The sequence below is a fragment of the Candidatus Pelagibacter ubique HIMB140 genome, assembly GCF_025558165.1.
GTDB classification, from domain to species: domain Bacteria; phylum Pseudomonadota; class Alphaproteobacteria; order Pelagibacterales; family Pelagibacteraceae; genus Pelagibacter; species Pelagibacter ubique_T.
Genome location: NZ_LAMZ01000001.1, coordinates 154,299 through 166,874, shown reverse-complemented (window position 1 = coordinate 166,874; position 12,576 = coordinate 154,299). Strand labels below are relative to the sequence as shown.

The window sequence follows — 12,576 nt, the reverse complement described above, 5'->3', positions numbered from 1 at the left end:
ATATAACAGATTTTACTCAAAATTCTTTTAATTTAGGCTTCTTTATACATTGAAATTATCAATAACTACTGTATTAGTACTTCGATCGGAGTGTAGCGCAGCCTGGTAGCGCATCTGGTTTGGGACCAGAGGGTCGCAGGTTCGAATCCTGCCACTCCGACCATCTTTATGAAAAAAGCAATTATTTACATTCCAAACAAAAACCCAATGCAATCAGGTTTAGCTAAAAATGACAAATGGATATTAGAATTTAAAACCAATAACCCAACAAAGAACCCATTGATGGGTTGGGAAAGTTCATCAGATACTTATTCAGAATTAAAATTAGAGTTTTCATCAAAAGAACTAGCAATCAATTATGCAAAAAAAAAGAAAATAGATTTTGAAATAATTGAACCTAGGAAAAGAAAAACAGTAAAAAAATCTTACGCTGATAATTTTTTAAAATAAAAAATGTTTAGGTTTTTCACTCAAAAACATTGGTTGCTATGGTCATGGATTGGTTCAGCAATAATTTTATCATCACTTTGGATACAGGTAAAAATTGATGTAAAAATCAATGAATGGTTTGGTCAATTTTACGATATGATTCAAAAAGCCTTAGGTGCACCAAATTCTATTACTATAGAAGAATATTGGGCAAGCTTATTATCTTTCATAACTTTGGCTGCTATGTACGTAGGTGTAGCAGTTGTTGTTAGTTTTTTTACTTCGCACTATTTGTTTAGATGGAGAACTGCTATGGTTGAATGGTATCATAGCGTATATGATAAAGCTCGTAAAATAGAAGGAGCTGCACAAAGGGTTCAGGAAGATACCATTAAATTCTCAAGAATAATGGAGTCACTTGGTACAAGTTTAATTGAAGCATTAATGATACTAATTGAATTTATGCCAATTTTATTTGGCTTAAGTGTTGGAATTCCAATTTTTTTCTTTGGTGACTGGGATTATGGATTAATAGTTGGTGCTTTAATTTGGTCAGTTGGTGGAACAATATTTTTAATTTTGCTTGGGTTGATTTTAAGGTTAGTGGGCGTTGAGTATGATCTCCAAAAAAAAGAGGCAGCTTATAGAAAAATACTTGTAATAGCAGAGGATGATGGAACCATTCGACCAAAAACTATAGAAGAATTATTTGACGGTGTTAGAAATATTCATTTCTTAAGTTATATTAGATACTTATACTTTAATATTGGTAGAATTGCATACTTACAAGCAAATGTATTGTCTGCATATGTTTTTTTAGCGCCAGCAATTGTAGCTGGAGCAGTTACCCTTGGTGTGATGCAACAAATAATTAGAGCATTTGGTAGAGTTGAGGGCTCTATGCAATATATATTAAAAGCTTGGCCCACTATAATTGAACTTGCTAGTGTATATAAACGTTTAAGAGAATTTGAATCCAAAATTATACAAGAAGAAATAATTGATAAAAAAGCTTAATGGCTATCGATAAAAAATTTATTGATCAATTTGTAAATGTAGCCTCAAAAGCAGCTATAGCTTCATCATATTTTGTTGGCAAAAAGGATAAAATAGCAGCAGATAAAGCAGCTGTGGATTCTATGAGAAAAGAGTTAAATAATATGGATATAAAAGCTGAAATAGTAATAGGTGAGGGTGAGTTAGATGAAGCGCCAATGTTATATATTGGTGAAAAAATTGGCACAGGAAATGGTCCAGAACTTGATATAGCTGTAGATCCATTGGAAGGAACTAATTTTGCAGCTAACAATCTTCCTGGAGCCTTATCAGTAATTGCAATTGCAGAAAAAGACAATCTATTTAAGGCACCTGAAACTTACATGGAAAAAATCTCAACTAAAGTAAGGGAGAGAAACGTTGTTGATTTAGATTATTCAGTTAAAAAAAATATTTTTAATTTAAGCGAATACTTAAATAAAAAACCAGAGAATTTAACTGCATGTATTTTGGAAAGGCCTAGACATAATAAAATTATTTCTGAATTAAGAGATTTAAATGTAAAAATTAAATTTATATCTGATGGAGATGTTTCTGGAGCACTATTGGTAACTGATGAAAAATACTCTGTTGATATTTTTTTAGGGACAGGAGGGGGACCAGAAGGAGTCTTAGCGGCTGCTGCATTAGATGCTTTTGATTGTGGTTTTCAAGGTAGATTTTTATTTGAAACAGATAAAGACAAGAAAAGAGCCAAAGATATGGGTATTACAGATTTTACAAAAAAATATGATTTGAATGAAATTATCAAAGGTGACTCAATCTTTTGCGCAACTGGTATAACCTCTGGTGAATTAGTTTCGGGCATAAAAACTAATAAAGATAAATTTATTTCTGAAACTTTAGTGACACATAAACACTCAAGCCTTAAAAAGGTTGTAAAATTAAATCAAAAATTAATACGATAAGCTTGATTAATCGTCTTTTTTACAATAAAAAGCAGCAATTCGGTCCCTTCGTCTATCGGTTAGGACACGTGGTTTTCATCCTCGAAAGAGGGGTTCGATTCCCCTAGGGACCGCCAGTTATGATATAAGCCTTAATGGTTTATTACGTTTATTTAATCAAAACTTTAGAAGATTATCCAAAAAAGACATACGTTGGCTATACAAATGACATAAATAAAAGACTATTAAATCATAATACTAATAGAGGTGCTAAATCTACAAGAGGTTATAAATGGAAATTAATTTATAAAAAAAGATTTTATTCGAAATCAAAAGCGCTTTCATTTGAATATAAGTTAAAAAAAGATAGAAAAGAAAGATCAAAAATTATTTATGATTTTACCAAAAAAAAATCTTAAGATTGCAACAATATTACCTTACAAAGAAAATTATTCTTACAAAAAAGCTTCGGCTGCATCACTTTGGGTTTCAGAATTTTTTAAAAAATCAAAATATAAAAAAGGGAATATAATTTATGGTCATACTACGTATCAGGATTATTTAACAGTTAATTATAAAAATATAAAATTAAATAATATAAAAAATAAGTTTAAAAGCACAACAAATGAATATGCCTATAAATTATCTAAAGAAATAAATAATCACTTTTTTGACCTTATAGAGATTCATAATAGACCTCAGTTATTATTTAAATTAACAAATTTAATTAAAAATAAATTCATTTTTTATTTTCATAATGATCCATTATCTATGAAAGGATCTAAAACTATAAAAGAAAGATTAAAGTTATTAGACTCTGTTGAAAAAATTATTTTTGTAAGTGAGTGGGTGCGAGAAAGATTTTTTTTAAATTTAGACAAAAAATTACAAACCAAAACAGAAACAGTTTATCCAAGTGTAAATAAGCAAAAAAAAAGCAAAAAAAGAAAAAATATAATATTTGTTGGAAGATTAAATTATTCTAAAGGCTATGATATATTTAAAACAGCAATTATAAAAATACTTGATGAATATCCTGATTGGAATGCATGCTCATTAGGTGATGAAGATAGAAGAAATATTTATATTAATCATAATAGACATAAAGAACTTGGTTTTCTTAACCATAAAAAAACCTTAAATATTTTAAACCAATCTGAAATAGCTGTTGTTCCATCAAGATGGGAAGAACCTTTTGGAAGAACATCACTTGAAGCTTCTTCAAGGGGATGTGCTACAATCATAAGTAATAGAGGGGGTCTGACTGAGACAACTGATGCGGCTATAATTTTAAAAAATCTTAATTCTAAAGAACTTTATTTAGAAATTAAAAATTTAATTAAAAACAAAAAAAAAAGGAAATCTTTACAATTAAAAGGTCGAAATAACATAAAACATTTAATTAGTGAAAATACTAAATTAATAGACCAGCTTCGTGAAAGTTGCATTCCTTTTTTTAAAATTAATTTTAATAAAAAAAAATTAAAAATAATAAATTTATACAATCAAGGTCAGAAACTTAATCATAGGCTTTTTAATATTTCTTTAGGGAAAAAATTTACTAACGGTTTTATAAGAAATGGTCATGATGTATTAGAAATTAGTGATAGAGATTTTTTAAGAAACAACAAATCGTTTAGTTTAATTCCTAACAAAAATAATTTTCAAAAATTCTTAATTGAAACTTTTAAAAATTATAATCCAGATATTGTTTTTTTTGGTCATACTAAAAATATCGATCTCAGCACACTTGATGAATTTAAATCAATTAATAAAAATCTTATTTTGTCACAATGGAATGAAGACCCAGTAATGCCTAGTCTTAACTATTCGAAACAAAACATTTCTAACATCAAACTATATTCAAATTTTGTTGATCATAACTTCGTTACAACAGATCCATCTGTATTAAAAAAAGAAATAAAAAATAATAATTTTCATTTTTTCTTTGTGCCTGTTGATAAAAATATTGAGAGTTTTGAGGTATACAAAATGCGTCCTAAAAAAGATTTATTTTATGCAATGAGTCATGGAGTGAATAGAGCTACTTTAAAAGAAGGAACGGAAGATGAAAGAATTAACTTTTTAGACAAACTTGTTAAAAAAATTCCTGATATCAAATATGATTTTTATGGATTTTCAAATAAACAACCTATTTGGGGAAATGAATTTAACAATGCACTTATAAATTCAAAAATGGGACTTAATCTTAGTAGAGGTAATCCTACTAAATATTATTCTAGTAACAGAATTGCTTCAATAATGGGAAATGGTTTACTTACATTTATTGATGAAAAAGTACAAATGAGAGATTTTTTTAATAAAAAAGAAATTGTTTTTTATAAAAATATAAATGATTTAGCTGAAAAAATTAAATTCTATTCTAAAAAGGATAAGATAAGACAGAAGATTGCCAGATCTGGTCAGAAAAAATATTTTAAATTGTTTAATGAAACTAAAATATCTAAATATTTTATAAATATAAGCCTTGGTGATAAAGCATCTTTATTTAAATAAATACAATGAATATCAAAACCTTAGTAATATTAATGGGTAATGCCAGAGGTGGTGAAGATACATGGAATTCTATGTATAAATATTTATTGAAACCTTATTCAGCAGATCTTGCTTTATTGTTTGGTAAAACATCAAATAAATCTAATTCGTTATATGCTAAAGCAAAATTTGTATGGGAAATAGATGAATATGCTAACTGGTGGGATTATTATAAAAATTACTTTTCAAATAGATTATATAATATCTATAAAAATAATGAAATTGAAGGTCTTGGTGGTGGTATAGAAAATTTTAGAGGGTCGGGTGCAATCATTTTTGCCTTAAGACATTTTTTAAAAAATAATTATAAAAATGAATTAATTAAATATGATAGAATAATACTTACCAGATCTGATTTTTACTATATTGACTATCATCCAATATTGAAAAATGATTCTTTCTACATATTGGAAGGTGAAAAATATGGAGGTGTAACAGATAGACATCATATATTTCCTTCATTTATATTAGAAGATACATTGGGTATAAATGAATATTTGGATAATAAAAATAATTATAAATACTTAATTTCTAAAAAACTTAATCCTGAGAGAGCCTTGCTAGAATATTTTAAAGATAATGAAGTGATCAAAAAAATTAAATTTTGTAAAAGAGTTCAATTTATTGTTTCAAAAAAAAATGAAAGCAAGAGGTGGTCATATACTAAAGGTTATATGTTTAATAGTAATAAACTTCTAATTAAATACCAAAAAGAATATTACAGAGCCTTAAGAAATAAATATGGAATAATTATTGGATTTATTTTAAGAATAATTTTTCATTTTTTTAAAAAAAAAAATGAGAAACCTGCAGGTTTGTAATTTAAATAATTTTAATCTTATTTAATGCGTTATTTTTAAACAAATTTGCTTCCTTGATGTATCTTCTTACCATTTGCGTTGTTTTATGACCAGTCATTGCCATAATACTCCGCTCATCTGCACCTGAATCAGCCGCAACAGTAGCAAAACCAGATCTTAAACTATGACCTGCAAAGTTTTTGTTTTCTATTCCTGCTAATCTTAAATATTCTTTAATCATCAAAACTACAGATTGGTCAGTTAATCGATTGTTAGTTAAAACTGAACCTTTTGAAAATCTTCTAAAAATAGGACCAGATTTAATGTCGGAAATTTCTAACCAGTTTTTAAGATTAATTACAGGACAATAGTTTTTATCATTAAAGTAGGGTAGACCTTTAATCATTCCTTCGCCAAATTGATCAGTTTTTGATTTTTTAAGAGTTATTTTCAGACCTTCAGGTACAAATTCTAAATCTTCATAATCAATTGATATTAACTCTGTTCGTCTAAAACCGCCTCCAAAACCAATTAGAATTATCGCTTTATCTCTAAGCTTCTTAGTTTCATTTGTCTTTTGCTCATTTATTGAATTAATTATTAATTTTAAATGATTGATTAATATAGGTTTTTTACCTTTTTGAATGCTGCCTTTAACTCTTCTAATTCCCATTAAATTTTCAACAATTATTGGGTGTTTAGTATCCAAATAATGACCTTTAAGTTTATGAACCATGCTAATAGACACGAGACGTCTTCTTAAAGTACTGAATTTTGAATTTTTAGAAAGATGGGTCAAATATAATGAAACTATTTTAGGCTCAGTTGGTAATGAGTTTAATCCATGCCTGGAACAAAAAGATCCAAAGTCTTTAAAATCAGATTTATAAGCTCTTAATGTATTATTTGCCTTAGAGTTTTTTAAATTTTCTAATGTAGCCTCATGAAGAATTTTCAAATCTGTAGTTAACTCACTCATATTATTACTATTGATAACAATTAATTATCATTAGTAATATATTAATAGATTTTAATAGTCAATACTAATAATTAATAAATATTATGATCAAAAAATCACAAGAACATCTTAATTCAGTTAATGAAAGTTATGCAGAACATATGAGCGTAGCGTTCAAAGTAGGCTCAAAAATGATTACTGGTGGATTTATGGCTTTAATTCATGGATTAATACCTGCAATCTTCCAAAGAAATGCGAGTAATGGAATAAAAGAACTGTATTATTTTATAAACCAAAAAAGATAATTATTACAATAATTTAAGACAAATAACTAATGTAAATGATTAGAGAAATTAAAAGAAAAGATAAGGAAAATTGGATAAAATTATATTGCGGTTACGCAAAATTTTACAAAGTTCCTATGAAACAAGAGATTTTAGATACTTTATGGAGTTGGATACACGATGAAAATCATGTTGTGAATGGAATATGTTACGAAATTGAAGATAAAATTGTTGGAATTGCACATTACAGAACAATGCCAAGACCAATTAAAGGTCAATATATTGGATTTTTAGATGATTTATTTGTAGATGAACATTTTAGAGGCCAGAAAATAGCTCAAAAACTTATAAAATACATAGAATCTTTATCTAAAGAGAATAATTGGGATGGAATTCGTTGGATAACCCACTCTTCCAATGAGACAGCGAGAAAATTATATGATAAAATTGCAAAAAATACAAGATTTGAATTATATGAACTTAAAAGGGACTAAATTTCAGTTAAAAGTTTGGAATTATTTGAAAAAAATACCTAAAGGAGAAGTAAGAACTTACCTTCAGGTGGCAAAAGCTATTGGGAAGCCTAAAGCTCATAGAGCGGTAGCAAATGCAGTTGGGAAAAACCCATATCCTCCGAAAATACCTTGTCACAGGGTAATTATGACTGACGGATCTCTTGGAGGATACTCAGGAAAAGGCGGAATTAAGACTAAGCTGCGCTTACTTAGATCTGAAAAAATTGACATTTAAGGTTAAAAAAGTGTTGAAATTAAAGACTTTTAGACGATTTTCATGAATAATCATGTAAATAGCACTATTCACCCTTCAGTTGTACTATATATTCTAATATAACTAAATAAATACCCTCTATGGGCGATTAAAGAGCATATTCTATTACTGCATTGCTCTATTATTCAATGATATCAACCCTTTTTTAATGTCTTAAATTTGCTTTATTTTACAGCTTTTTAAAGCCACCTGCCCTACAATTTTTGATGCAAAGATAAATTTAGAATTTTATTAGTAAAAAAATGTTGCAATTAAACACTTCTAGCAATTTAAATTATTTGTCAACGTTTTAGCTAAAATTAGTATTTTTTTCTAAATCAATGTGATCCAAAAAAGCTATTAATATTTATGATTTTAGTTAAAAAACCAAAATATTACTTTACTTCAACAAATATTAATGCATTTTAATTATATTTATATATAAATAATTTATTCAATAATTACAATAATTTAATAAAATATATTAATGTAAAACATTAATAATTAGTATACAAATAAATACTATTAATTACTTCTTTTTAAAATGTATTCTCTTCTGGTTATATAGAGACCACTTAAGACAATTATAAAAAGACCTAAATAAGTCCAATTATCCGGTAATTCATGAAAGAAATAATAGCTAATTAATATGTTTGTTATGATTTCTGTATAGCCCAAAGGAGCTAATTTTGAGGCATCAGCATATTTGAGCGATAAAATTAAGAAAAGATGGGCTACAGAGGCTATAAGGCCGATTAAAGCCATTAAAATCCACTGATTTGTAGAAGGATTTACCCATACAGAAGGCATAAATAAGCTAATAATGACCGTTCCTATTAAACCTGAAAGCAAAAGCGTTAAAAGAGGGTTATCTGAAGTACTAAGTTTTCTTGTTATAATAAGGTAAAATCCATAACAAATTCCATTACCTAAAGCAGCTAAAGTAGCTAAATTAAGTTCAATAAATCCAGGTCTAATAACAATCAAAGTACCAACAAATCCTAACGATACAGCAGTCCATCTTTTCATTCCTACTTTCTCATTTAAAAAAAATGGAGATAAAGCTGTGACACAAATTGGTGCTACAAATGCTAAAGTTAAAGCTTTAGGGAGTGAAATTTCAGAAATCGCATAAAAGAATAAATACGTAGAAAAAACAAATATCAAACCTCTTATTAGTTGAAGAGCCGGTTTTTTAGTCCAAACTAATGACTTTCTATAAAATATAAGCATTAAAGACAGAGTAAAAACTACTGTAAAAAAATATCTAGCCCATGTTATTTGCAAAACATCCATTGATGAGCTTAAATATTTAGCAAACGCATCCATAACAGGGACAATCATCCAAGCAGATGCATTTAAAATTATAGCCTTCACAACTGAAAGATATATCTTAATAGAAGTATTTTAAAGCAAAGAATACGACTATTGGAACTGTAATAAATGACATTAATGTAGAAACAACAATCGTGCTAGCTATGTTATCTACTATTTCCTTTGGTGAGTACATTGATCCAATTAAATAATTTAAAATAGCGCTTGGCATAGCAGATTGAACTAAAATTACACCAGCACCAAATCCTGAAAGATCGAAAAAAATTATAATTAAAAAACCAATTATAGGTCCAATGATTACCCTTCCAATAGAGGCAATTATTGAATTAGTTAAAGAAAAAACTTTTAATTTTGTTAATGCAATTCCTAACGACATTAATATTAAAACAATTGCAGTATATGTTAACAATTCAGTTAAATTAATAATTGCCTTGGGCATTTCCAAGTCAAAATAAATAAAGGTAACAGAAAATATAATTGCGTAAAAAGGTGGATTTTTAATTAAAATATTAAAGTCAAATTTTCTGTCGGCTAGAAACACTCCTAAGGTAAAGTGAAGTAAAATTATAAGTGAAGATATTGATGCAGCTATTCCTAAACCTTGTGAACCGTAAGCAAAAAGACAAATAGGAATACCCATATTTCCATTATTAGGAAGAAGAAAAACTGGGATTTCTCTAATGATATCTTTAGTTTTTAATAGATATAAAATAATTATGCCTGTTAAACCAAAACCAGCAATGGCAATTAAATAATAAATAAAATAACTGGTATATTGTTCAAATGTTATACCTGTAGAAGTAATAGAATATATAACCATTGCAGGTGTACCAACATTTGAGGCAAAAGTAGTTATAAAAGAATTATCAAAATCTGGTTTTTTCTTACCAAGATAATATCCAATCCCAACAACAAAAAATACTGGAAATAATACTTCAATAAGTTTGAAATATATTTCCATTAATCAAGCAATCTAATTAACATAGGGGATTTTAAGATATTCTTATTTTTTTTAAATATAGATAAACAGCTATTACAATTTAATTCTGTGGTTTTATGAGTAACTATTACGATTGTAGCTTTATTATTTTTTTTATCTGGGGTTTGGATTAATCTTTTGACAGAAATTTTATATTTAGCTAAACGATTGGTTATTTGAGATAAAACGCCTGGTTTATCTTTAACTTCAAATCTTAAATATAAAGAATTAACATAATTATTTACGTTGTAAGTCTTTAAAGTTTTAAGCTTATTTACACTTACGCCAAATGGCTTTTTAATGTTTCCTCTTAAAATAGATAATAAGTCAGATAATAAAGATGATGAAGTGGGACCTGGTCCAGCACCCTCCCCTTGTAATACACTTTCTCCTACTGGTTTGCCATTAAGGATAACAGCATTCATTACTCCATTTACATTACCAATATATGATTTTTTACTTACAAGACATGGATGAACAGTTTCAAAAAGTTGATTATTTTTGAGTTCAGAGATACCCAGTAGTTTAATTCTTAAATCTAATTGATTTGCAATTTTAATATCTTTTAAATCAATCTTTTCTATTCCTTCCATTAAACATTTTTTATTTGATATTTTACTATTAAAAGCCAAAGCGGATAAAATTCTCACTTTTGCAAATGCGTCAAAACCATTTAAATCTAATTTTGGATTTCCTGGCTCAGCATATCCAAGTATTTGAGCTTTTTTCAAAACATCAGCAAAATTTTGCTCAGAATTTTCCATCTCTGACAATATATAATTTGAAGTACCGTTTAAAATTCCATAAACTTTAGATAATTTATTTGTAGCTAATCCCTCTTTAATAGATCTCAATATCGGTATCCCACCAGCAACAGATGCCTCGAATTCTAGATTAACATTATTTTTTTCAGCTAGTTTTGCTAAATTGTTTCCATGTTTTGAAATTAAAGCTTTATTTGGAGTAATTACATGAATTTTATTCTTTAAAGCAGTTTCAACTAATTTTTTAGAAACCCCATCAGATTGTCCAATTACTTCAAATAATATATCAACTTTTTCTTTTTTAAAAATTTCAAAAGGGTTTTTATAAAAAATTTTTCTATTAATTTTATATTTTCTTTTTTTATTTATATTTTTGGCAGAAATAGCTACTACGTTAACTCTTTTTCCTGTTTTAAGTTCAATATCTTTTTTTTTAACAATTAGTTCATTAAATAGATAATTACCAACTTGACCAAGTCCAACAACTGCAACATTTACTATATTATTCATTTGCTTATATCTGGATATTTACTTTTTTTAGTATAGTCATCTATATAAATCTCATATTCTTCTAATGTCATTTTTGTTATGTCGTCTAACTTTTTAAGTATTTCAGTTATTTTTTTTTGTTTTTTTTTATTTTCAGCTGGATGTTGTGTCCAATACTGAGAATCTTTATTTAAAGAACAATTACATAAAAAAATTAGAAAAATAATTAACAAATATTTCATTTTAAAGCAGTTCTTTCGGGAAAATTAAATTTATTATTTAAATTTTGAACAGCCTGACCTGCTCCACCTTTGATTAAATTATCTATTGCAGAAATAATGATTATTTTGTTTTTATATTTTGATTTACACACTGTGATAAAGCAATTGTTTGTATTGATAACATCATTTGTGCTCAAAAGTTTATCAGAGTCTAATATTTTAACAAAATTTTCTCCCTTATAAGAGACCTTAAGTGTTTTGATGATTTTTGATTGATTAACATTTTTTTCTAATTCTAAATAAATTGTACTTAATATGCCTCTAAACATTGGAGATAAATGTGGAGTAAAACTAAATTGAAAATTTTTATTTGTAAATTTGCTTAAAAATTGATGAATTTCAGAATTATGTCTATGAAAACCAATACCATAAGCACTTAAAGACTCGTATAAATTCTTATCTTTATATTTTTTATGAACTCCTCTCCCAGCACCAGAATATCCAGATTTTGAATCAATAATTATATTGTCTAATTTAACTAATTTTTTTTTAATTAGCGGGACAAGAGGTAATAATATTGATGTTGGATAACATCCTGGACATGAAATAATATTGTGATTTTTTAATTCATCACGATTTATTTCGGGTAAACAATAAATGCTTTTCTTCTGTAGTTTTGGAGCACGATGTTTTTGTTTATACCATTTTAAATAATCATTAACTTTTTTTAATCTAAAATCTGCTGCTAAATCAATTAGAGTAATATTATCATTAAGTTTTTTTGCTATATCTTGAGCTTCACCATTTGGCAGAGCTGTAAAGACAACATCGATACCATTTAACAATTTAGGATTAAATTTTACGATTTTAGGTAATTTTTTTTTTGATAGAGATTTATCATAATAAGAAATATTTTTTCCAACAGACGAATTTCCACATAGATATTTAATATTAATATATTTGTGGTTAATTAATAACTTGATCAATTGAACACCAATATATCCTGTGGATCCGGCAACTAATGCATTAAGCTTAGGCATTTTTTATTAT

General features: G+C 27.1%; 15 protein-coding genes and 2 tRNA genes. 11 read left to right on the top strand and 6 right to left on the bottom strand.

What is annotated here, in order from left to right; genetic code table 11:
* Window positions 1-86: 86 nt before the first annotated feature.
* From VP90_RS01015 to VP90_RS00980, 8 genes are all read left to right on the top strand, one after another.
* Window positions 87-163 (top strand) — tRNA-Pro (locus tag VP90_RS01015).
* A gap of 5 nt (window positions 164-168) precedes the next feature.
* A complete protein-coding gene (locus tag VP90_RS01010) occupies window positions 169-450 on the top strand; it encodes an ETC complex I subunit (RefSeq protein ID WP_262589191.1) in 282 nt (93 codons plus the stop codon).
* Between the two features lie 3 nt (window positions 451-453).
* Window positions 454-1,446 carry a putative transporter gene (locus VP90_RS01005; protein WP_262589190.1) on the top strand — a complete coding sequence of 331 codons (993 nt, stop codon included), beginning with the start codon at window positions 454-456 and terminating at the stop codon, window positions 1,444-1,446.
* On the top strand, window positions 1,446-2,393 hold the full coding sequence (glpX, locus tag VP90_RS01000; RefSeq protein WP_262589189.1) for a class II fructose-bisphosphatase: 948 nt from the start codon (window positions 1,446-1,448) through the stop codon (window positions 2,391-2,393). Before VP90_RS01005 ends, glpX begins: the two co-directional genes overlap by 1 nt.
* A 41-nt stretch (window positions 2,394-2,434) precedes the next feature.
* Window positions 2,435-2,509: transfer RNA gene (locus tag VP90_RS00995), tRNA-Glu, on the top strand.
* An 18-nt stretch (window positions 2,510-2,527) separates the two neighbouring features.
* Window positions 2,528-2,791: a GIY-YIG nuclease family protein gene (locus tag VP90_RS00990; RefSeq protein WP_262589188.1), complete on the top strand. Its 264-nt coding sequence runs from the start codon at window positions 2,528-2,530 to the stop codon at window positions 2,789-2,791.
* Entirely contained in the window at window positions 2,766-4,889 is a 2,124-nt protein-coding gene (locus VP90_RS00985) for a glycosyltransferase (protein WP_262589187.1), read from the top strand. The genes VP90_RS00990 and VP90_RS00985 overlap by 26 nt, the downstream gene beginning before the upstream one ends.
* 5 nt (window positions 4,890-4,894) lie before the next feature.
* The gene (locus VP90_RS00980; RefSeq protein WP_262589186.1) at window positions 4,895-5,749 is read left to right on the top strand and encodes a hypothetical protein; all 855 of its coding nucleotides are present in this window, start codon (window positions 4,895-4,897) and stop codon (window positions 5,747-5,749) included.
* A 1-nt stretch (window position 5,750) separates the two neighbouring features.
* Here VP90_RS00980 and VP90_RS00975 read toward each other — a convergent pair whose 3' ends face one another.
* A complete protein-coding gene (locus VP90_RS00975) occupies window positions 5,751-6,707 on the bottom strand; it encodes a site-specific integrase (RefSeq protein WP_262589185.1) in 957 nt (318 codons plus the stop codon).
* A gap of 83 nt (window positions 6,708-6,790) precedes the next feature.
* Here VP90_RS00975 and VP90_RS00970 point away from each other — a divergent pair, with 83 nt between their 5' ends.
* From VP90_RS00970 to VP90_RS00960, 3 genes are read left to right on the top strand one after another with little or no spacing between them, the layout of a single operon-like run.
* Complete coding sequence (locus tag VP90_RS00970; protein ID WP_262589184.1) at window positions 6,791-6,991, top strand: DUF6356 family protein; 201 nt, start codon at window positions 6,791-6,793, stop codon at window positions 6,989-6,991.
* A 35-nt stretch (window positions 6,992-7,026) separates the two neighbouring features.
* Entirely contained in the window at window positions 7,027-7,464 is a 438-nt protein-coding gene (locus tag VP90_RS00965) for a GNAT family N-acetyltransferase (RefSeq protein WP_262589183.1), read from the top strand.
* The gene (locus VP90_RS00960; protein ID WP_262589182.1) at window positions 7,445-7,720 is read left to right on the top strand and encodes a methylated-DNA--[protein]-cysteine S-methyltransferase; all 276 of its coding nucleotides are present in this window, start codon (window positions 7,445-7,447) and stop codon (window positions 7,718-7,720) included. The genes VP90_RS00965 and VP90_RS00960 overlap by 20 nt, the downstream gene beginning before the upstream one ends.
* A 543-nt stretch (window positions 7,721-8,263) precedes the next feature.
* On the opposite strand, the gene VP90_RS00955 is transcribed toward VP90_RS00960, so the two are convergent.
* From VP90_RS00955 to argC, 5 genes are read right to left on the bottom strand one after another with little or no spacing between them, the layout of a single operon-like run.
* The gene (locus VP90_RS00955) at window positions 8,264-9,115 is read right to left on the bottom strand and encodes a DMT family transporter (RefSeq protein ID WP_262589181.1); all 852 of its coding nucleotides are present in this window, start codon (window positions 9,113-9,115) and stop codon (window positions 8,264-8,266) included.
* A 16-nt stretch (window positions 9,116-9,131) separates the two neighbouring features.
* Window positions 9,132-10,034, bottom strand: coding sequence for an AEC family transporter (locus VP90_RS00950; RefSeq protein WP_262589180.1), 903 nt, complete (start codon window positions 10,032-10,034; stop codon window positions 9,132-9,134).
* Complete coding sequence (locus VP90_RS00945; protein WP_262589178.1) at window positions 10,034-11,326, bottom strand: homoserine dehydrogenase; 1,293 nt, start codon at window positions 11,324-11,326, stop codon at window positions 10,034-10,036. The genes VP90_RS00950 and VP90_RS00945 overlap by 1 nt, the downstream gene beginning before the upstream one ends.
* On the bottom strand, window positions 11,323-11,547 hold the full coding sequence (locus VP90_RS00940) for a hypothetical protein (protein ID WP_262589177.1): 225 nt from the start codon (window positions 11,545-11,547) through the stop codon (window positions 11,323-11,325). Before VP90_RS00940 ends, VP90_RS00945 begins: the two co-directional genes overlap by 4 nt.
* Window positions 11,544-12,566, bottom strand: a complete 1,023-nt coding sequence (argC, locus tag VP90_RS00935; protein WP_262589176.1) for an N-acetyl-gamma-glutamyl-phosphate reductase — start codon at window positions 12,564-12,566, stop codon at window positions 11,544-11,546. The genes VP90_RS00940 and argC overlap by 4 nt, the downstream gene beginning before the upstream one ends.
* Window positions 12,567-12,576: the final 10 nt, after the last annotated feature.

Bases quoted from the DNA above. Each gene is read 5' to 3' on its own strand.
- VP90_RS00970 (WP_262589184.1), top strand. From the start codon at position 6,791: ATGATCAAAAAATCACAAGAACATCTTAATTCAGTTAATGAAAGTTAT.
- argC (WP_262589176.1), bottom strand. From the start codon at position 12,566: ATGCCTAAGCTTAATGCATTAGTTGCCGGATCCACAGGATATATTGGT.
- VP90_RS01005 (WP_262589190.1), top strand. From the start codon at position 454: ATGTTTAGGTTTTTCACTCAAAAACATTGGTTGCTATGGTCATGGATT.
- VP90_RS00980 (WP_262589186.1), top strand. From the start codon at position 4,895: ATGAATATCAAAACCTTAGTAATATTAATGGGTAATGCCAGAGGTGGT.
- glpX (WP_262589189.1), top strand. From the start codon at position 1,446: ATGGCTATCGATAAAAAATTTATTGATCAATTTGTAAATGTAGCCTCA.
- VP90_RS00990 (WP_262589188.1), top strand. From the start codon at position 2,528: ATGGTTTATTACGTTTATTTAATCAAAACTTTAGAAGATTATCCAAAA.
- VP90_RS00975 (WP_262589185.1), bottom strand. From the start codon at position 6,707: ATGAGTGAGTTAACTACAGATTTGAAAATTCTTCATGAGGCTACATTA.
- VP90_RS00965 (WP_262589183.1), top strand. From the start codon at position 7,027: ATGATTAGAGAAATTAAAAGAAAAGATAAGGAAAATTGGATAAAATTA.
- VP90_RS00950 (WP_262589180.1), bottom strand. From the start codon at position 10,034: ATGGAAATATATTTCAAACTTATTGAAGTATTATTTCCAGTATTTTTT.
- VP90_RS00985 (WP_262589187.1), top strand. From the start codon at position 2,766: ATGATTTTACCAAAAAAAAATCTTAAGATTGCAACAATATTACCTTAC.
- VP90_RS00940 (WP_262589177.1), bottom strand. From the start codon at position 11,547: ATGAAATATTTGTTAATTATTTTTCTAATTTTTTTATGTAATTGTTCT.
- VP90_RS01010 (WP_262589191.1), top strand. From the start codon at position 169: ATGAAAAAAGCAATTATTTACATTCCAAACAAAAACCCAATGCAATCA.
- VP90_RS00945 (WP_262589178.1), bottom strand. From the start codon at position 11,326: ATGAATAATATAGTAAATGTTGCAGTTGTTGGACTTGGTCAAGTTGGT.
- VP90_RS00960 (WP_262589182.1), top strand. From the start codon at position 7,445: ATGAACTTAAAAGGGACTAAATTTCAGTTAAAAGTTTGGAATTATTTG.